14 protein-coding genes are annotated in these 19,891 nt (G+C 54.8%); 3 read left to right on the top strand and 11 right to left on the bottom strand.

The window, feature by feature from the left end; genetic code table 11:
* Positions 1-318 precede the first annotated feature (318 nt).
* The 4 genes from EKN00_RS07005 to EKN00_RS07020 all read right to left on the bottom strand — a co-directional run bounded on the left by EKN00_RS07005 (position 319) and on the right by EKN00_RS07020 (position 5,221).
* The gene (locus EKN00_RS07005) at positions 319-1,155 is read right to left on the bottom strand and encodes an alpha/beta fold hydrolase (RefSeq protein ID WP_127849422.1); all 837 of its coding nucleotides are present in this window, start codon (positions 1,153-1,155) and stop codon (positions 319-321) included.
* A gap of 124 nt (positions 1,156-1,279) precedes the next feature.
* Positions 1,280-1,831, bottom strand: coding sequence for a TetR/AcrR family transcriptional regulator (locus EKN00_RS07010; RefSeq protein WP_127849423.1), 552 nt, complete (start codon positions 1,829-1,831; stop codon positions 1,280-1,282).
* A 171-nt stretch (positions 1,832-2,002) separates the two neighbouring features.
* A complete protein-coding gene (locus EKN00_RS07015) occupies positions 2,003-2,959 on the bottom strand; it encodes an alcohol dehydrogenase catalytic domain-containing protein (protein ID WP_127849424.1) in 957 nt (318 codons plus the stop codon).
* A 90-nt stretch (positions 2,960-3,049) separates the two neighbouring features.
* Positions 3,050-5,221 carry a Tex family protein gene (locus tag EKN00_RS07020; protein WP_127849425.1) on the bottom strand — a complete coding sequence of 724 codons (2,172 nt, stop codon included), beginning with the start codon at positions 5,219-5,221 and terminating at the stop codon, positions 3,050-3,052.
* Between the two features lie 621 nt (positions 5,222-5,842).
* Here EKN00_RS07020 and EKN00_RS07025 point away from each other — a divergent pair.
* Positions 5,843-6,541, top strand: a complete 699-nt coding sequence (locus EKN00_RS07025; RefSeq protein ID WP_127849426.1) for a sortase domain-containing protein — start codon at positions 5,843-5,845, stop codon at positions 6,539-6,541.
* 527 nt (positions 6,542-7,068) lie between these two features.
* Positions 7,069-7,725 (top strand): DUF421 domain-containing protein, encoded by a 657-nt coding sequence (locus EKN00_RS07030; RefSeq protein WP_127849427.1) that lies wholly within the window; start codon positions 7,069-7,071, stop codon positions 7,723-7,725.
* A gap of 92 nt (positions 7,726-7,817) precedes the next feature.
* Here the strand turns inward: EKN00_RS07030 and ahpF are convergent, their stop codons facing one another.
* The 3 genes from ahpF to EKN00_RS07045 form a co-directional block, all read right to left on the bottom strand.
* Positions 7,818-9,359, bottom strand: coding sequence for an alkyl hydroperoxide reductase subunit F (gene ahpF / locus EKN00_RS07035; RefSeq protein WP_127849428.1), 1,542 nt, complete (start codon positions 9,357-9,359; stop codon positions 7,818-7,820).
* A complete protein-coding gene (gene ahpC, locus EKN00_RS07040) occupies positions 9,359-9,922 on the bottom strand; it encodes an alkyl hydroperoxide reductase subunit C (RefSeq protein ID WP_127849429.1) in 564 nt (187 codons plus the stop codon). Before ahpC ends, ahpF begins: the two co-directional genes overlap by 1 nt.
* A 223-nt stretch (positions 9,923-10,145) precedes the next feature.
* Positions 10,146-10,604, bottom strand: coding sequence for an NUDIX hydrolase (locus EKN00_RS07045; protein ID WP_127849430.1), 459 nt, complete (start codon positions 10,602-10,604; stop codon positions 10,146-10,148).
* A gap of 122 nt (positions 10,605-10,726) precedes the next feature.
* On the opposite strand from EKN00_RS07045, the gene EKN00_RS07050 reads away from it, so the two are divergent.
* Positions 10,727-11,059, top strand: a complete 333-nt coding sequence (locus EKN00_RS07050) for a hypothetical protein (RefSeq protein ID WP_164848062.1) — start codon at positions 10,727-10,729, stop codon at positions 11,057-11,059.
* Between the two features lie 114 nt (positions 11,060-11,173).
* On the opposite strand, the gene EKN00_RS07055 is transcribed toward EKN00_RS07050, so the two are convergent.
* The 4 genes from EKN00_RS07055 to EKN00_RS07070 all read right to left on the bottom strand — a co-directional run.
* Positions 11,174-14,803 carry a lectin-like domain-containing protein gene (locus tag EKN00_RS07055; protein WP_127849431.1) on the bottom strand — a complete coding sequence of 1,210 codons (3,630 nt, stop codon included), beginning with the start codon at positions 14,801-14,803 and terminating at the stop codon, positions 11,174-11,176.
* An 813-nt stretch (positions 14,804-15,616) separates the two neighbouring features.
* Complete coding sequence (locus EKN00_RS07060; RefSeq protein WP_127849432.1) at positions 15,617-16,408, bottom strand: alpha/beta hydrolase; 792 nt, start codon at positions 16,406-16,408, stop codon at positions 15,617-15,619.
* A gap of 19 nt (positions 16,409-16,427) precedes the next feature.
* Positions 16,428-17,348, bottom strand: a complete 921-nt coding sequence (locus EKN00_RS07065) for an aldo/keto reductase (protein WP_127849433.1) — start codon at positions 17,346-17,348, stop codon at positions 16,428-16,430.
* A gap of 347 nt (positions 17,349-17,695) precedes the next feature.
* A partial coding sequence (locus EKN00_RS07070) for an LPXTG cell wall anchor domain-containing protein (RefSeq protein ID WP_127849434.1) occupies positions 17,696-19,891 on the bottom strand: 2,196 nt, incomplete at its 5' end.

The raw sequence follows: 19,891 nt of genomic DNA on the forward strand, positions 1-19,891 counted from the left end.
TCAATCATAATGTAGCTTGAGTGAAGTGGAATGTTTTTTGATGATATTTACTTGTCTCCTTGACAGGTACCAGAACAATCAAATTTGCAAAATGGCGAGATTCCCGTTGAGTCTCGCCATTTTTGGCGCTGACCACTGCGCCGGACGCTACCTCTGTCAATCGACGTGCTGTGCCAAATACACCCGAGTGGCCGTGTTCGCCTAATTCTGGCACTTGCAACGTCACCCACCCGGTAATTAACCGCGCCATCTCCCTGATGCCAAGTCAAAAACAGCCTCAGCGTGAACACCAACGTTCACACTGAGGCTGTTTCATTATTAACGGAGATCGAGCGTCGCAGCCAGGGTCTCGGCGAATCCCTCTGGCTTTTGCACGTAACCCATGTGGCCACCGGGAATGACAGTGACGGGCACGGCAATGTCCTTCGCAATTGCGCGGGTCACGACAGGCGGCAATGAACCGACAGAGTCCGTGCCAACGAGCAGGCGCACCTTATCGCGATTAGCCTTAAAGACTTCCCAGTCAATTTCCTGGCTGGTGTACTGCATGATTTCATACTTGAACCAGTACATCATCCCCGCCATGCGCTTGGCATCCGGCTGCGGCGAATCAGCGGCAAAGCCCATCATCTTCGCGTCCAGTGGCTGCACCTGCATTGCGGCGCCAAACTTATCGCGCGCACCGGCAAAGTCGCCCCGCAGCGCCGTCTCGACCGCGTCCCGGTTGGCCGCCTGCTGGTGCTTAGTGTCAATCACCGTTGTAATCGGGCATTCATGCAGCACAATTCGGGCATTCCGCGCGGGCGCCAGGGTGAAAGCCTCCGCCGCCACGATGGAACCAGATGAGGAACCCATGACGAACACCGGCTGCTTCGGGCTGAAGTAATCCGCAAGCGCAATGACATCCGCTGCGTCAGTTGATAGGCGGTAGTGGCTGCTGAAGTCAGCTGCATCTGCCGGCAGCGGTGTAATCATCTCGGTTTCACCGTAGCCACGCCGGTCAAAACGCACCACCGTGTAGCGGTCCTCCAAAAACTTGGCAAGTGGCGCGAAAATGTCCCCCGTACCGTTCGCCCCGGGTACGAGTATCAATACCGGGCCCGTACCTTGAGCCTCCACATGCAACTTAGCACCGTTTACATCAACATAACTCATCTGTCTGCCGTCCTCTCGGGATTAGTGTCCCATTTAGTTGTGGAACCATAATTGCTCCACCACACCCATCTTAAGAGGATAAATTAATCACTTCCAGCACACATTTTGCGATTTGTGTCCCGTTTCATTCAAGATTGATGTTGAAAGTTTTCAGCAAACCGTCATGGCCCAATCGGTGGTGGTAAGCCGCCATTTCCGCCGGCGTTTGCGGATTATCACTCTGGAGCCAATCCAGAAACAAATTCACGTGTCCCCCGACCAAAAAAGCAATGAGGGGCCGCAGCGGTATCTCCTGCTGGCGGCCGGCTAGCCGCGCCTCGTACCGCTGACAGGCGCTCGCGTACAGTTGATGAACGAATTCCGGCCAGCGCTGCCCGGTCAAAAACGCACGCATGAAATTCCGCTTTTTTTCCGCGAACTGGTAGAAGACCAAAAAATTCGGCCCTGGATTGTCATTGTCCTGAGCAAACGTGCTGGCGGCCGTCAGTAGCAAATCGTTTTGCAGCCAGCGCAGGAAATCGTCCTTGTCGTCAAAGTTGCGGTAAAACGTGGAGCGCGCCACCCCCGCCCGTAATACCAACTTCCGCACGGTGATTGCATCTAACGGTTTAATCAATAATAACTCCGCGAGCGCATCCTTCAGCTGTTCCCGGCTCAAATCACTTCTTTGCGTCATCAATATCCCTCCTGCCAACTACTGTGCGTAACTTATCGGTCAGCATACACCAATATTTCGGCATTGCCAGTGACACTCCCCGTTGTTTACCACTCCTTTACCTTTATTTACATCGCGCGTCGCCATCCAAAAAGCCCGCAACGGCACTGACCACCATTGCGGGCTCAACACTTAATCAATCAGGACGACGACCTTGCCGAAATTCCCCTTCGATTCCAAAACCGCCTGCGCATCCCCCGTGTGGGCCAAGTCAAACACATGGCTTGGGGTCACGTCGATGTTGTTGCCCTCAATTAGCCGCAGCATCGCGTTAAAGGCCGCGGTGTTGTTCTCAATTCCGGACTCAAAGGTGGTCAGGCACGCACCGGTTGGGATGGCAAACGGGTCGAAGTTCGGAACGGACCACTGATCGCCGAGGCCCCCCGTCAGGCAGCAATACCCGCGCCGGTTCACGTGGCTCAGTGAATTGACGAGCGTCTTTGCCCCCACCAACTCGATAATGGCGTCATACTTGGCGTCCGTCTGCAATTCGCCGCCATCATCGAGCACGGGCTGGTCGCAGCCGGCTGCGCGCAGCTGGTCAAACTTGGCCGGATTGCGCGTGCTGCCGCTGACCTCAAGCTGCGGGCTCATCGCCTTGGCCAGCTTGATTGCCGCCACCCCGACGCCGCTGGTCGCCCCGCGGACGAGCAGCGACTTTGCCGTTTCGACGTGCGCGTTACGTAGCGAGCCGTAAGCCGTGAAGTAAGTTTCCGGCACGGCGGCCAGCTCGGCCCAGGACAGATGCGTGGTCACGGGATAAATCTGGGCGTTCGGCAGCAGCGTGTACTGCGCGTAGCTGCCATCGAATGCTCGGCCCATGCCGCCCATTATGCTGACCACCTTTTGCCCCACCGGCAGCCGGTCCGGGTCGGTGGTATCCGCCACGATTCCAACACACTCAATACCCAGTATCCGCGGGAACTTCACGGTCGGTGACTCGCCCTTGCGCGTGTAGACTTCAGAATGATTAATCCCAAAGCCCTTGACCTGCACCAGCGTCCACCCCGGCTTCACTTTCGGCGTCGGCACTTCCTTTAGCTGCAATGCCTCTGGCCCACCGGCATGTTCAATTACGATTGCTTGCATTTTTACTGCTTCCTTCTATTGATAGGTTTTATTGATTGACAATAGTTCCACCAATATCCTAGCCGCAATTAGTTGTGCTTGCAACCAATTTTACTTGGGTGCGACCATCGTCAGCTGAATCCGTTCGCGCTGCATGTCCACAGATTCAATCCACACGTCAACAATGTCACCAACGGACACAACCGTCTTCGGGTCGCGGACGAAATGTGTGGCCATCTTCGACACGTGCACTAGGCCGTCGTGCTTCACGCCAATGTCAACGAACGCGCCGAAATCTATTACGTTGCGGACGGTCCCCTGAAGCTTCATGCCCGGTGTCAGGTCGGCCATCGTCAGCACATCCTTGCGCAAAAGTGGTGCCGCCATCTTGTCCCGCAAATCCCGGCCGGGCTGCTGCAGGCTGGCCACAATGTCGCTGACCGTCGCTGATCCGACACCCGCATGCACGATTGCTGCCACGTCAACGCCGGCAATCTTGGCGCTTGCTTCCTTGCTGCCGAGTTCCTTCGGCGTCACCCCCGCGGCGGCCATAATTTGCTTGGCGACCGCGTAACTTTCGGGGTGAATGTCGGTGTTATCCAGCGGCTGCTTGCCCCCAATGATGCGGAGGAACCCGACGGACTGCTCGTAAGCTTTCGGACCGAGCCGCGGCACCTTCTTGAGCTGGCTGCGACTATCGTAACGCCCGTTTTCATCGCGGTACGCCACGATGTTCAGCGCAATGGTCTTGGAGAGCCCGGAGATGCGCGTGAGCAGCTGATAACTGGCCGTGTTGAGGTTAACCCCCACTTGGTTGACGGCGCGTTCGACCACGGCATCGACCTCCGCAGCCAAGTCCTTTGCCGGCAGGTCGTGCTGGTACTGGCCCACACCCACGGACTCGGGGTTGATCTTGACCAGTTCCGCGAGCGGATCCTGCAGCCGGCGCGCAATGCTGATGGCGCTGCGCTGCTCCACGTGCAGGTCCGGGAACTCGTCCCGGGCTTCCTGGCTGGCAGAGTAAACGGAGGCGCCGGCCTCGTTCACAATCACGTAAAAGACGTCGCGGTGAATTCGCTTGATTGTGTCCGCCACGAACTGCTCGGACTCGCGGCTCGCCGTTCCGTTCCCGATAGCAATCATCGTCACCTGGTACTTCTCAATGAGGTCAATCAGTTCACCAGCTGCCGCCTGGCGTTTTGCTTCCGGCGCTGGCTTGTGTGGATAAATCACGGCCTTGGCCAGGAACTTCCCGTTTTCGTCCACCACGGCCAGCTTGCACCCAGTGCGGTAGGCGGGGTCAAAGCCCAGCACCACCTTGCCCTTAATCGGCGCCTGCATCAACAGGTTGTACAGGTTCTGGCCGAACACCTTAATGGACTGCTCCGCCGCGACTTCCGTGAGCTGATTGCGCAGTTCGCGCTCAATTGCCGGCCCCACGAAGCGCTTGTAAGCATCCGCGTAGGCATCAACAATGAACGCCGACGCCTCGGTCTCCGGCCGCTTACCAACCAGCTTGAAGTGGCAATAATTCATGATGGCGTCCGTGTCGACCGCCACCTTCACCCCCAGAATCTTTTCCTTCTCGCCACGGTTAATCGCCAGGGTCCGCGTCGCCGACATCTTGGCGATGGTTTCGTTAAAGTCGTAGTACTGCTGGTACACGCCCTTTTCGTCTAGTTCCTGTCCCTTAGCCTTCACCTTGACCACAATGCTGCCGGTCCGCTGGGTAAAACTACGCACCCAACTGCGGATTTGGGCGACCTCGCTGAAAGTTTCCGCCAAAATTTCGTGGGCACCGTCCAGGACAGCCTGGACGTCTGGCACCTCCTTTGCCGGATCAACGTACCGCAATGCCGCAGTAGTGATTGAACCGCTGGGAAAGGACAACAGCCACTGCGCGAACGGTTCGAGCCCGCGCGAACGGGCCACCATCGCCTTGGTCTGCCGCTTCTGCTTGTACGGGAGGTAAATATCCTCAACGTCTTGCAGCTTGGTGCTGGCCTGAATCTGCTTTTCCAGTTGCGGGCTCAGTTTGCCCTGCTCGCCGATGCTCTTAATCACCGCCGCCTTGCGCTCCTGCAGGGTCGTTGCGCGCTTAAAGGCCTCCGCGATGTTTTGAATCTGCACTTCATCGAGGCTGCCGGTCATTTCTTTCCGGTAACGGGCGATGAACGGGACGGTGTTGCCGTCATCCATCAGGTTCAAAACCGTGGAGATTTGGTGCTGGTTAATCCCGAGCAATTCCGGGTGCATTAACTCGATTGTTTGCGTGTCAATCAATGGGTAAACCTCACTTTGAAGGTTCCGACCACTCATCGGAACTAGATACTTCCTATAATACCACGGCGGTGCGGGCGGAAGTCCAAGCTCAGCGCCCTGCCCCACTCGGGTCAATTTTGGGAGAAAAATTGCAAAATCAGGGCAAAATCGCGGGAAAACCGGCGTCAAAAATAAAATTTCAAAAAAATAAAAATTATTTTTTGCGCTGAAAATCAGGAATGAAAGCGGTATTTAACGTTATTCGATAATTACCATAAGTTACATCTAAGGATAGTGTGTCGCAAACTTTCGCGATTAAATATCAAATGTCATCATCCCGTTTTCATGGTTCAAGACATCCGGAATGCCCGTCCTGCAAGTTTGTTGTTGTTTTAAATCGAACTGCAAATCGCACATTAGCTCTTGTCTTATGTTATTCATAACTAGCCATTGATGGATAGAGCTACCCTCCGTAAACGTTGATATACCGCGGTTAGCAGCACTTTCCGCCAGTGCCAAGGGGTTGTATATTTCTGGATAGGGTGTATTATAAAAAACGTTGAGAGCGATAGTGCTGGGGAGCACGGTTAATCGCAATCTTGTTACGTTTCGGGGATTGTAAGTTTAGGGAGAGCATATTTCATGAAAATTAAATACCGTTTTGCTGTAGTGCTGGCTGTAATTGCGGGCTTTGGCGGTTTCTTGGGGAAGAACGCTCAAAGTACACAAGCAGCTACTGTGAAGGATGTTGCCACCGTGACTGCTAAGTCCACGCGGATTTACAAGACACCCGGAACACGCAAGACAAATTCGACCCTGAGAAGGGGTACTCGCCGGACAGTTTCTTCCATGAAGACAGTTCGCGGCGGGACGTGGTACAGTGTTGGCCGCAACCAGTGGGTCAAGTATTCAGATGTTGCGGTACGGACGTCAAAGACCGTTAATAATGGTTCGATTAACTTTTTAGGGAAGACAACCAAGATTTCTCGTGGGAACACGATGGTCAACACGGCCCCTACCGGCAACAGCGCGCAGACATGGGGCGGTCAAGCCGTTCTGTCAACACGCGATCACCTGTCCACACACATCATCGGCCACAACACCTCGAACTTCGGTAATATTACCAGGCTCAAGATTGGTTCACGGATTACCGTTCGCGATGCTTACGGGCACACGAAGGTCTACCACGTTAAGTCCGCTAAGAACGTTACGGACTTCGGCTTGGTTGCCGGCACCCGGACCAATGTTTACGGCAAGATGGTTTCTGCTTACCAAGGCGAACAGATTGTTCTGCAAACCTGCCTTTCATCTCGCGTTAACCGCGTTGTGTGGGCAAAATAGTTCCAAAGTAGTTTAGGCGCGGCCGGCTGGAGAGCTAGCTGCAACAGTCAAAAAAGTATTATATTTTTTGGGGGACCGACTGGGGAGTCGGTCATTTTTTTTGCCCAAAAACGCTTTGCCCGCAGGCGGGTGCCACCAATTTGCCCCAAACTAAGCGTATGGCTTCTTGATGGATATATAGATGATGGCCCTATTGCCGAGTCCGGAGCAAAGACGCGCAGCATTAACAGCACCAATTAAAAGTGAAGCTGAATCCAAATTACAAACGGTCAGACGCAAAAGTCAGATCCGTTCCAGCAACGTGGATTAGTCGGCAACTGAATCACAACCCAAGAACTTCCGGAAAGCTGAACGCGTTACGGTCCAATCGTACTGACTGAAAAGGGACATGCTCGGCGGCGTGTCTTTTTTTTGCGTCACACCCAGCATTCGCTGCTTTTTATCGTTCCCCCTTCACCCTTTGAAATCCCACGCCCCGCCCCTGTATAGTTAAAGTAGGAAGACAAACTACGCGGGAGGGCAAACAAATGGCACTTAACTGGAACTACTACATGGGCATCGCCTTCAAAATGCTCACGGTGATCACCCTGCTGATTGTGTACACCAGAATGTCCGGTAGTCGGCGGCTGGCACCAGTGACCGTCTTTGACAGCATCAGTAACCTTGTTGTCGGGGCAATCGCGGGGACCACCCTGCTCAACCAGAACGTGCGCCCAATCGACCTCGCAATGTTCATGACCATCTGGTTGCTATTACTGGTCGGCATCCGCTACATGCGCCGCCGCTACCCGAAAGTGCGGCTGGTGCTCGATGGTAACCCAATTGAACTCATTGTGGACGGCAAATTGCGCCCCCAAGCTTTCAAGCGCGCCGGGCTTAGTCCCACCAGCCTGCAAACCATGCTCCGCAGTCAGGGCATCAGCGGTCCGCACGCCGTGGACTCCGCGATTTTCGAACGCAACGGGGAACTCAGTGTTAATCAGGCGGGCGATGCGCCCTTCAGCGTCATCGTGATTGACCGCGGCCAAATCAAGCACGAAGCCCTAGAACGTGCCGACCGCAATGCGGCGTGGTTACGGCAAAAGTTGCACGGCCAGTTCGAACCGGATGAAATCTTCTGCGCGGAGTGGGACGAGACCAAGCTTTGGGTGTCACTGTACGACGGCACGACCGTGGCAATATAGCTGTCCTACGCAAAAATCCCAATTACCGCGGTGCAAACACGCTGCTGGTAATTGGGATTTTGCTCTCTATTCTACTAATGAAGCCACACTCACTACTTGCCAAATGCAATATCACCGAACGCGCTCAGGGCCGCGGTTGCCCCGCTGCCCATCGCAATGACAATCTGCTTGTACGCCGAATCGGTGCAATCACCCGCAGCAAAAACGTGCGGCATGCTGGTGGCACCGAACTTATCCACCATGATTTCGTGCCGCTTGCTCTGCGTTAATGTGTCCTGCACGAACTCCGTGTTGGGCACCAAACCAATTTGCACGAACACGCCGTCCAGATGCAGCTCGCAACTGGCATTGGTGTCGCGCTGCGTGTAGCGCAGGCCAGTGACCCGACCGTCGCCCAGCACCGCGGTCGTCTGGGCGTTTGCAATCAGCTCAACGTTCTTCAGCGCCGCCGCCTTGCTTTGCAAAATCGCGTCAGCGGAAATCTTGGGCGCAAATTCCAGTACGGTGACGTGGCGCGCAATTCCGGCCAAATCAATCGCCGCTTCAAGCCCGGAGTTACCGCCGCCGACCACCGCCACGTCCTTGCCCTTATACAGCGGGCCGTCGCAGTGCGGGCAGTAAGCAACCCCCTTGTTGCGAAACTGCTCCTCACCGGGAACACCGAGCTGGTGCCAGTGCGCCCCAGTTGCGATAATGACGGTCTTGCCGCGGAGTTGCTGCCCACTTTGGAGCGCAACCACAACCGGGTCACCGCCGCTAATGCTGGTCGCCGTCTGCCCGCTAATGACCGTAACCTGGTACTTACTCAGCTGGGCGGAAATATTCGTCATCAGCTGCTCGCCCGTGACGTAATCGGTCCCCGGGAGGTTCTCAATCCCCACCGTTTCCAGTGGCTGGCCGCCCATATGATCGGCAACAACTGCCGTGGCCAGGCCTTTGCGCGCGGCGTAAATTGCGGCCGTGCCCGCAGCGGGACCACCACCGATGATTAGGACATCGTAGAGCTTATCCGCAGCGTCATCGTCAACTGCAACCTGGCCCTCATGCCCAGCCAGCTTGGCCAGCAGTTCTGCCAGTGTCGCCCGGCCGTTGTGCCATTCCTGCCCGTTCAGGAACACGGTCGGTACCGCCATGATGTTCTTTGCGGTCGCCTCATCCTGAAACATTCCGCCTTCAATCATCGTGCTGCTGACGTGCGGATTCAGGACGCTCATAATGTTCAGGGCCTGCACGACATCCGGACAGTTGTGGCACGACAGGCTCGCGAAGGTTTCAAAGTGCAACTCCCGCTTGATGCCCTGAATCTGCTCGCGCTGCGCATCCGTAATCTTGGGTGCGTGCCCGGAAACCTGCAGGACGGCCAGGACAAACGACTCGAATTCGTGTCCCAGCGGAATGCCGGCAAACACAATTCCGGACGGATTGCTGTCTGCTTGGTCAACCGTAAAACTGGGCTGGCGGGTGAGGTGCGCCAGCTCGACACTCAGGCGTGAATCAAGCGCCACAACTTCACGCAGGAACGTCTGCGTCTTCGTTCCATTCTCACCGTTACCAGCATCAAAGCGAAAGACAACTGGATGTTCGAGCAGCTTGAAGTATGATTTGAGCTGCTCCTTTAACTTCGCGTCCAGCATTAGATTTTCCCCACTAAGTCAAGGCCCGGGGTGAGGGTCTTGCTGCCCTCTTTCCACTTTGCCGGGCAAACCTCGCCGGGGTGGCTGGCAACGTACTGGCCTGCCTTGATGCGGTCAATGTATTCACTCGCGTTACGCCCAATGCCGTCAGCGTTAATCTCGAGTGACTGCACAACGCCCGCGTCGTCCAAAATGAAGGTCCCGCGTTGTGCGAGCCCCTGCTCTTCGTCAAGAACATCAAACATCCGGGCGAGCTGGTGGGACGGGTCACCAATCATGGCGAACTGCAACGTGCCCACCGCATCCGACGCGTCGTGCCACGCCTTGTGGACGTAGTGGGTGTCTTCGGAAACCGAGTATACCTCAACCCCTAGCTGCTGCAGGGTTGCGTACTGATCCTGCAAGTCGGCTAACTCAGTTGGGCAAACGAACGAAAAATCTGCGGGGTAAAACATAATGACACTCCAATGGCCCATCAGATCCGCATCGGTCACCGTGATGAATTCCCCCTGCCGATAAGCTTGTGCACTGAATGGTTCGACTTTCTTACCTACTAGACTCATAGTGAATTCCTCCCTTATCTTCTTGCACCTCCATTGTAGTTGTGCACGATTTAATTACAACACTTGACTTTGACTAAATGTGGGTTGTTTGTGATGAGAAATAAAAAGCGGCCTACCTAAGCATTGTTAGGTAGGCCTTAGTAATTATTCTCAATAAGCTGCAAATCAGTTAAAGCACATTGGTGTCAGTGGATAAAATAACGCAGGTGCGGCAACTTTTCCGTTAACAGTGTTCCGCCGCGTACGCAATCATGTCCGCATTTTGCTGGTTCAGCAGTGGTGGCAGGGCATCAGTGGGCCAGAATTTCATCTCCGTGGTTTCCTCGGCATCGGCTTCGGCAAAGCTGCCGCCAATTCGTTCAACCTCGTACAACATGACGATGGTCTGGCAGACATCTCCATTCGGGTAAACCGACTCGCCCTGGTCGAACACCTTGAGCATGCGCACAATCCGCACGTCTAGCCCGCTATCCTCCTTGAACTCGCGCACGAGCGTCTGGGCAAAGGTTTCACCATACTCCATGTAGCCACCCGGCAGACTCCACTTACCGTTGTCCACCCGGTGATTCAGCAAGATTTCGCGCTTGTCATTGAACAAGATTCCCGACGCGGTGTTCATGATAATCGGCATGTGGCCCACACGTTCCCGAATGCGCTGCACGTACCCTTTTCGTCCTGCCATTACTACCGCCACCTTTTTCCTCAAATAATACACTGCGCATCCAGTCGTCACAACCACAAGATTTTGACGCGGTGAACAATCACTATGCTAAGCTGAAAGTATCAACGACTAGGAGAAATAGTATGAAAATCATTTGCATGCTCGTCACCGCAATCAGTGCGTTTGTCAGTCTCGGTTTCGCCATTCAAGCTTACGCAAAAGCACGCGGAAACCAAACCGCCGCGCTGACCAACGCAAAATACGCGTTATCACGCAGCCTCGCACTGGTCATCGCTGCTTGCGGGCTCCTGATTGTCCGCGATGCTGGTTACCTAATTGCCCTGGCCGTGACCATGACCGGCGTTCAATTATTCGATGGGATCATTGGCATCAAGGTGAGCTGGTTCAAAACCCTTGGCCCACTATGCACGGCGATTGCAAACGCGCTGGTGCTGGCGCTTTACCTGCTTGCCTAAATTAATCCACAAAAAGGCCAGAAGCGAAAGACTGGGGGATTCTCGCTTCTGGCCATATTTTGCTTTAGTTACAAGGCTTGGCGCAGCTTTGCCCGCCGCCCTGCGTCATGCAACCTAATCCGTTCCGTGCTTTTTGGTTAGCACCAGTCCGAGTAGCCCGGTTATGAGCGCCATCCCCATCCCGATTACGGCGAGGACGTGGCTCTTCTCGTTACCGGTACTTGGTAGGGCCGCGGCAGCAGCTGGGTGAGCCGAGCTGACTGGCTTAGTTGTGGCAACCAACCTTGCCCCATCACCGCCTGTTTGCGGCAGCCCCGGCCACTGCGTATTTGGCGTGGTGCTAGGAACACGCGGCGTACTTGGCTTCTGCGGTGTGCTTGGTGCTGGCGGATTGCCGCCGTTATCGTTGCCGCCAAATGTGTTCGGCAGCGGTGGCAGTTCATCAACTCCGGTGCTTGGCGTGTCTGGCGTCTGCGGGTTACCCGGAGTGTCCGGCGTCTTGGGCTTTGCCGGTACAAACGGCGCGTTATTTGGCACTTCGGTCTTGGTCCAGACCCTGATGCCAGGACCCGGAACGTACTCCACGTGCGGCGCGTCGTTTGGTACCTGCGTCTTCGTCCAGACCCTGATGCCAGGACCTGGCTTGTACTCTAGGTGTGGGACGTTCTCATTTGGCACTTCCGTTTTGGTCCAGACCCTGATGCCGGGACCTGGCTTGTACTCTATGTGTGGGACGTTCTCATTTGGCACTTCCGTCTTGGTCCAGACCCTGATGCCGGGACCTGGTTTGTACTCTATGTGTGGGACGTTCTCATCTGGTACCGCTGATTTTGTCCACACCTGAATACCGGGACCTGGCTTGTACTCCAAGTGCGGGACGTTCTCATCTGGCACTGCCGATTTCGTCCACACCTGAATACCGTCACCCAGCATGTGCTGAGCGTACTTCACGACTAGATTGAGCTGCGCGTCAGTTGGCACCTGGTTGTTTTGCAGGTCGATTGTCAGCTCTGGTTCCTCACTGACATCCGGCGTGTAGTCAGGCACGGTCGTCGGACTCTTCACTGCGCTCAATGTTTGCGCCGGTGACCACTTGCCGTACGTAATCTTGCCCGTCACCGAATCAACATCCTTAGTCCGCGTGAATTCCGCCTTGTCTGAGTACGGTGCATAGAGTTGCTTGCCGTCGCTCGCCTTAACGTAACTGATTTTGCGGGTAAATACCTTGGTTTCCGTGGTGGCCGTCGTCTTGTGCGTTAGGTAAACTTTGAAGTACTGGTCAGTTTGGCTGTCGCTGTCAAAAGTAATGCCGCCAGCAGTCTCATCGTCAGCCTGGTCGTATGCATAACCAGCCTTTTGCAGTTCCGCAACCGTCTGCGCATCTGAGTACTCGGCCTTGGTATTATTCTTTCCCGTAATCTCGACTGTGTCAGCAATCTGCTGGCCAGTAACTTTATCCAAGAAGGTAACAAAGGCCTTCTGCAGCTCGTAGTAATCCTTTTGCGTAATCGATGGCACGTTTTCATCTGGCACTGCCGTCTTCGTCCACACCCGAACACCGTCACCCAGCATGTGCTGCGTGTACTTCACAACCAGATTCAACTGATCAGGAGTGGGTTCACCATTATTCAGGTCAACCGTCAGCGCAGCCTCTTCAGGAACATCGGGTTCAAAACCCGGCTCACTTGTTGGACTAACAACACTGCCAAAAGTCTGGGCTGCAGACCAAGCACCGTCTGTCGCTTTGCCTGTCACCAAATCCGTGGTCTTGTCCCGCGTGAACGTTAATGGTTGTGCTACCGGTGCATACAGCTGTGTCCCATCACTGGCCTTAACGTACTGAATATTGCGTGTGATGGTCTTCGAATCTTGTGTCACCGAGGTTTTGTGTGTCAGGTAAACTTTGAACATCTGGTTAGTTGCATTATCAGCGTCAAACGTAAAGCCGTCGTGCAGTGTTTCATCGGCTTGCGCATCATACTGGTATCCCGCAGCCTCATACGCTTCAATCCGCTCCTTGTCCGAGTAATTGATTGCCGCACCGGCCTGTCCCTCAAGGTATACCGTTTGACCGAGTTGCTTGTGGTCGGTATTGTCGATAAACTCCACCGACGCCTTTTGCCCACCGTTACCGTTTTGCACATACAGGTACGTCACGGTCCCGTTGTTACCATCAACACTCAGTGTCCCCGTTTCCGGCAACGATCCTTTTGCCAAGTGCATGTATTCGTAGCCCGCAATGGACTGCGGATACGTAAAGTAGGGTTCGCCAACATAGGTGCCGGATGGGTAGTCAACCCGGCCAACAAAGTTCGGAATTTCCTGAATCGTTGATGCATCTGGGTCGCCCTGCAAGTCGTGCTGATAACTTTCATCACTCGTGAAGACGTACTTAACGTCGACCGTTGCGGCTGGCAGGTATTCGAACGATTTGATGCGGAACTGCTGCAGGTTCTTGTTGGCTGCCGAACCAGCAGAAATAAACAGGGCGGTGTCCGTCTTGTCTGCGGCCCAGTCCGTGATGTCCTTCTGCCAGATTTTGTCGTCATACTTCACCGTCAGCAGCTTTTTACCGTCAACGTCCGGGTTGTAATTGATCTCAATATCCTTGAACGCACCAACCCAGTTCTGCGGGTCACCCTTGGCGTCATCCTTTGGTCCAGGCGCGGGGTCATCAATTTGCTGCGCGCTATCGGGGCCACCAGTGACCCCAACCGTCTTTTCAAGTCCGGTTGCAACACCGGGAGTTGTCGATTCCCCCGTTGTGGTGATGAACGCGCCAAACGCGTGCCCATCCCCATAGCCCGTGTCAGCCGGGTTGTGCTTAGGATTACCAAACTCGGCCGGATCTTTTTCCGCGTCGTTTGACAGTCCCCAGTTTAACGTCGTGTCGGCTTTCCAACCAATCGCATTCGGAATTCCGGCAAGTCCTAGGCCAGCACCGGGCATCCCGACCAGATCACTGTTGGCATCGTGGAAACCAAACGCAATCCCGTCACCGCCACCGTGAATCTGATCAAGCGTCCCAATGTTGATTTCCCCTTTGAGGTCAAACCCCGTATCAAGGCTAATCTTGTTCTTCAGCGTCACACTACCGGCCTGCTGGTTGGCAAAATCAGTGAGGGTAACCGTCCCCGTGCTCTTGTCGTACTTCGGCTGGCCGTCAGCCGTCTTCGCCGAGCCGTTGAAGTTGAAGGCGTCGGCAAAGTTATCCTTATTGACGCTTAAACTTTTGGCATCGGTCGCAGCGGTGCTGGCAGTAGCTGGTGTTGCTGTTGCAGAGCCCGCCTGTGCGGTCTGGTTGGCCGCGCCGGTAGTGGCGTCGTCCGTGGCCTTATCCGTGCTGGCGTCCGTCTTATCTGCTGGCGTCGTTGCGGCAGTGGCGGTGTCTGCTGGTGTGCCCGCATCAGCTGGCTTTGCGGCTACGGTAGAATCACTCGTAGCTACATCCGTCTTTGCGCTATCTGCTTTAGTCGCGGTATCGTCCTGCGCAGTATCGGTCTTTGCAGTGGCCTGCTGCACCTGGTCACTGCTATCCGTCTGCTTTGCGGATGTGACAGGTTCCGCCGCTTGTACAAAATTCGTGCTGGTTCCCGCATCAGCCTGGACCGCGTTGCCCCCAACCGACAGCCCAGTAGCCGTGCCCAAGAACAGCATCCCGGCAACCAGCCATTGCTTACCGGCCTTGTACATTTTGAAGCGACATTTGACATCCTGCGTATTTCTACGTGGCTTTTCTTGCATTCTATTTCCTCCCTTAACGGAAATAAATCCCCCTGAATCTCGTAATCACCCACTGAGTATATATAACCGAAAATGAATGTCAAAAAACCACGTTCGCCAAAAAAACCGCCTTTTTGCGTCTGTTCAATTAGAACACACTTATTAAAAATGTCTAGTTCTTTTTGCCATTTGAGTCCCCACGAATAGGCGAAAAACAGACAAAAAATGCGCATTAGTCAGTTTACGCACTAACCCAATGAACATTTTAAACAAACAGGCGCACGATTGAGAAACATTTGTCCACAAATTAAATCGCATAATTTGCGAATACAAATAACGTCGAATGAACCGTTGCTCGACTTTTTGCATGCCGCCGCAATTGAGTTCAATGCTTCCGCAAAACACGATATCATGGGCTTGCTCCCACGAATTTCGTTATCTTATCGATTTCCAAACCATTGCGCACACTTGGGACGATTTGTTCGTGGCAGCGAAAACGTGAGGTTGACTGCCCAGGTTGCACCAGTCAATACATATCGCGTAGTTCTAACTGCGTGCAGCTTACAATTTGTTAGCATGACGTTTCACGGAACATGTCACATCACAAACAAATGCACAGATTTTGTTCCTCCCTGGGGCCTTATCCGTGACAAACAGCGCTGGCAGCCATTTTTTGTGCCGCGATAAAGTAACAAGTCATCCTTGAAAAAACACGTTTTTAATTAATTTCACAAATTTTGGTGCCTGTATCGCCCACACCTGCACATTCCTTCCGGGCAAAACAAAACCACCCGCGTCGCAAGGACACGAGTGGTTCAGCTAAACTAACGCAAATTAACCTTTGATCTTCATGTAGCGATTCAGAAACTGCTGAATGCTGCCGAACACATCCTGAATGTAGGCCTCACCGTGGCGCGTCCCCGGCAGCAGAATCGTCTCAACCGGCACCTGCTTTTCGCGCAATAACTTTGCCAGGTGTTGGTGTTCATAAGCCGGGACGATTTCGTTCATCGAATTCAGCAACATCCCAGGGCCACTTTGGGCACTAACCAGGTTGAAGATGGTCGCGCGCTCAAGGTCCGCCGCGCTGTGGTTTGGCACCAGATTATCGATAATCCACTTGTAGTATGGGTCGTCGCTGCCATCCTGATCAATTGCCGCGCTGGATAGGGTCACCTTGAACTTGCGCTGCACGGGAATCACATCGGGGTGGTTAGCGTCAAAGCCGGCCAGGTCGAACAATCCCGACAAGCTGACGAACGGCCGGCCAACCGTGAGCCCGAGGTACGCAGCCAGATTGCCACCGGTGGAGCCACCGATAAACGCAATGTTTTCAGCAGTGAAGCCGTCGACGTTCGCGAGCAACCACTGATACGCCGCCGTCACGTCCTCGTTCTGGGTGGGAAAGATATCCTGGCCATCATGCGCAAGCCGGTAATTAATGGCCGTCACCTGGTAACCCAGACTAGCAAAGCGCGTGGCCGTGCTGGCTTCCTTGTGCTTGTCGCCCTGCCACCAGCCGCCGCCATGAATGAGGATCAGCGACCGGCCGTTACCTTCATCCGGCGTGTATAAATCAAGCGCCTGCAGCGCATCAACGCCATACTTAATGTCTTCTTGTATCATGGGCGCCCTCCCTTGTTAATTACTTAAAGCTCGCAAAGGCAGCATCAATCTCCTGCCATTCATCCTGGCTCAGCTGTACATCGCGGGCCGCAACGATTCCCTGCACCTGCTGCTTGTTCCGGGCACCCGGAATCACCACGTCAACGCCGGGCGCCTGCAGGTACCAGGCCAGCGCCGTTTGGGTTACGCTCGCATTGTGTTTCTGCGCCACACGCTTCAGCACATCCACGCCCGCCAAGGCAGCATCGAATTGCTTCCCCTCAGCAAACCGGGCAAACCGCGCGCGGTCGTTTTCGCCGTATTTACCGGTTAGCAGTCCGGAAGCGAGCGGGAAATACGGCACGAAGCTGATGTGGTTCGCCTTGAGGTACGCCATCTCCTCACGTTCAGGGTCGCGGTGCACCAGGCTGTAATGGTCCTCAACCACGTCAACGTCGCCGTTCACGTTGGCCTCTTTAATCTGATCGAGGGTGAAATTCGACACGCCAATCGCGCGAATCTTGCCCGCCTTCTTGAGGTCGGCTAGCGCACCGACCGCCTCAGCCTTGGGTGTCGTGGCATCCGGGAAGTGAATGTAGAAGATGTCGATGTAATCAGTTTGCAGCCTGCGCAATGCATCGTCCACGCTCTGGCGCAAGAATGCTGGGTCGTTGTTTGGCTGCATGTCGCGCTTGGGGTCATGTGCAGCCTTGGTGGCGATGACAACCTTGCTGCGGTCAAAATCTTTGAGCACCTCGCCAATGACGGCTTCTGATCTGCCCTGCCCATACATGTAGGCCGTATCGAGTAGCTGAATGCCATTGCTGAGTGCGGTGCGAATTACCTCACGTCCGCTTTGCTCCTGGTCAACGCCGGCCCGGCTTACGCCCCCGACCTTGTTCGTGCCCAGACCAAGGGGCGTCGTGTAAACGTCACTCTTACCAATTTGAACTTGTGTCATTACGGAATCACTCCTTTTAATCTAATTTTAAGCCAATCGCGAAAACGATTCCAGGAGCAGTGGTCGCCCTTTGTCCGGTGATCTACATCAACCCAATTTGTGTCAGCTGCAACAGCACGAAAACAACCGCGAGCCTCCAGTAGATACTCAAATTTGCCGCTGAACACGGCATTCTGGCTGACATTTTTGCATGCTAACCAAAATTTGCCCATTCACCTGTAGACAAAAAGAACCCGGTTTTTTCTTGGTCTTATACCACTCTTTGAAGTACATTCACCCGTAGACGCAAAGAAGCCGGACAGATGTCCGACTTCTTTGGTTGTCGCCGCGTAATGGGCGGTATTTAACTAATCATCTTCGTGGCGCCGGCGGGTGAGGAATCCACCCATGCCGGTGAGCGCCATGCCCAGCAGACCAAGGACGGCGAACCCATTGTTGGCCTCGTCACCCGTCTGTGGGAGTTCCTTGGTACTGGTGCCGCCAGTGCTTGGCAGTGCTGGCGTTGCAGCCTCAGTCTTAGTCTGCTTGCTTGGGGTGATGTCCCCACCGGTGGCTGGCAGTTGCTGCTGGTCCGTGGCCGTCTTCACAGCCGCGCGAATCTGTGCAATTGCCTGCATGATGTCCTCGGTTAGGGCGTCTGGATTATCCTTAGCGGCACGTGCGACGATGGCACGGTAGGAGCTGATTGCCGCCGCCACTGCTGGGTCGTCGATGACCCCAGCAGTCTTAGCTTCGGCAACCGCGGCGGTACCATCATCCGTAGCCGTCTCCCGGTAAATCCGGGCTACCATCACGGCGGTGTCGACGCTGACAATGGCGTCCTCGAGGTCAGCAGTGCTGCTTGCCGAGTCTGCCAGCAGTGCAGTCAGCTTGGCCTTGGCCGCGGCAACACCAGGTTCGTAGCTGAACGGTGCGGTGGCCGTGTCCGTTGCGGCACCTTGTGCATCCCCGCGAACCTTGTTGACGTGATTAATCACGCCTTGAAGGTTGAAGGCTGCGTTCACAATGTCGCGCGTGGTCCCCTTGTCCGCCGCCGCGTTGGTCTTGGCATCATTGTATTCCTGCAGCGCCTGGACCACGGCTGGGTTGTCCTTGATGTCCGCGCCAATGTTTGCAGTCAGCTTATCACCGCTTGTGATTACCTGCGTCCGAATATTCTTGGCGTCCGTCAGTGCGTCACCAAGCGCGGTGATTGCCTGCTCAAGATCATCGTTACTGCTTGTCGGTTCATCGAGAAGTGCGACCAGCTTGTCCTTGGCCTCCTTGACGGCTGGTTCAAGGCTGTACGGCGAGGTCGCCCCGTCAGCGACGAGCTTCTGGGCGTCCCCCACAACCTTGTTGGCGTGGTCGATGGCACCCTGGAGCGCGATGCCAGCGTCAATAATTTGCTGGGTCGTCCCCTTGTCCGCTGCCGCGTTGGTCTTGGCATCGTTGTAATCCTGTAGCGCTTGTACCACGGCCGGGTTGTCCTCGATGTCTGCGCCAATCTCGTCGGTGATCTTATCACCGTCTGCAATAGCGTTGGTCCGGTCTGTCGCGGCCTGCTTAAGTGCACCGTCAAGTGCGGTCGTTGCCTGATTGATGTCCTCGTTCGTGCTCGTCGGCTCGTCGACGAGCTTCTGGAGTTGGTCTTTAGCCTCCTTCACTGCTGGTTCAAGACTGTATGGAGCGGTCTTACCCAGCAAATTATTTGCTTCATTCAGCAGGTCGTTCGCCTCGTCGATTGCCTGCTGCAGGGCTGCCCCTTGATCCGCAATCGCCTTGGTCGTACCCACATCGTTGCCAGCGTCGGTCTTCGCGTCGTTGTAATCCTGCAGCGCTTGAACCACGGCCGGGTTATCCTTGATGTCTTCGCCAATCTTCGCGACGGTCGCGTCACCATTATCGATGATGCCATCACGTTCGTCCGCAGCTGCCTTCAGTGCATCGTCCAGCGCTGTTGTCGCCTGATTGATGTCTCCGTTAGAGCTGGTTGGTGTGTCGATTAGCTTCTGCAGCTTATCCTTCGCAGCCTCGACATCTGGTTCCAAACTGTATGGTGCAGTCTCGCCCAGCTTGGTCTTGGCGTCGTCAATCGTCTTCTTGGCGTTATCGATTGCGCCTTGAAGCTTGTCGGCCGCCTCTTTAATCTTGGCGGTCGTACCTTCATCAGCCGATGCGTTAGTCTTCGCCGTCTCGTAATCCTTGATGGCCTGGGCCACGGCTGGGTTCTTCGCTAGGTCGGTAGTCTTAATCCCGTCCTCGGTCTGGTCACCAGTAGCGATAACCGTGTCGCGGTCGGTGGCTGCCTGAGTAAGTGCATCGTCCAAAGCCGTGGTGGCATTTGTAATGTCTTCGTTGGCGCTACTTGGTGTGTCGATTAGCTTCTGAAGCTTATCCTTCGCAGTCTCGACATCTGGTTCCAAACTGTATGGTGCGGTCTTGCCCAGCTTGGTCTTGGCGTCGTCGATTGTCTTCTTGGCCTTGTCGATTGCACCTTGAAGCTTGTCAGCTGCCGCCTTGATTTCAGCAGTGGTGCCTTTATCGTCAGCGGCGTTGGTCTT

The sequence above is a fragment of the Lacticaseibacillus hulanensis genome, assembly GCF_004010095.1.
In the GTDB taxonomy this organism is placed as follows: Bacteria; Bacillota; Bacilli; order Lactobacillales; family Lactobacillaceae; genus Lacticaseibacillus; species Lacticaseibacillus hulanensis.

Bases quoted from the DNA above. Each gene is read 5' to 3' on its own strand.
- EKN00_RS07005 (WP_127849422.1), bottom strand. From the start codon at position 1,155: ATGAGTTATGTTGATGTAAACGGTGCTAAGTTGCATGTGGAGGCTCAA.
- EKN00_RS07010 (WP_127849423.1), bottom strand. From the start codon at position 1,831: ATGACGCAAAGAAGTGATTTGAGCCGGGAACAGCTGAAGGATGCGCTC.
- EKN00_RS07015 (WP_127849424.1), bottom strand. From the start codon at position 2,959: ATGCAAGCAATCGTAATTGAACATGCCGGTGGGCCAGAGGCATTGCAG.
- EKN00_RS07025 (WP_127849426.1), top strand. From the start codon at position 5,843: ATGAAAATTAAATACCGTTTTGCTGTAGTGCTGGCTGTAATTGCGGGC.
- EKN00_RS07030 (WP_127849427.1), top strand. From the start codon at position 7,069: ATGGCACTTAACTGGAACTACTACATGGGCATCGCCTTCAAAATGCTC.
- ahpF (WP_127849428.1), bottom strand. From the start codon at position 9,359: ATGCTGGACGCGAAGTTAAAGGAGCAGCTCAAATCATACTTCAAGCTG.
- ahpC (WP_127849429.1), bottom strand. From the start codon at position 9,922: ATGAGTCTAGTAGGTAAGAAAGTCGAACCATTCAGTGCACAAGCTTAT.
- EKN00_RS07045 (WP_127849430.1), bottom strand. From the start codon at position 10,604: ATGGCAGGACGAAAAGGGTACGTGCAGCGCATTCGGGAACGTGTGGGC.
- EKN00_RS07050 (WP_164848062.1), top strand. From the start codon at position 10,727: ATGAAAATCATTTGCATGCTCGTCACCGCAATCAGTGCGTTTGTCAGT.
- EKN00_RS07055 (WP_127849431.1), bottom strand. From the start codon at position 14,803: ATGCAAGAAAAGCCACGTAGAAATACGCAGGATGTCAAATGTCGCTTC.
- EKN00_RS07060 (WP_127849432.1), bottom strand. From the start codon at position 16,408: ATGATACAAGAAGACATTAAGTATGGCGTTGATGCGCTGCAGGCGCTT.
- EKN00_RS07065 (WP_127849433.1), bottom strand. From the start codon at position 17,348: ATGACACAAGTTCAAATTGGTAAGAGTGACGTTTACACGACGCCCCTT.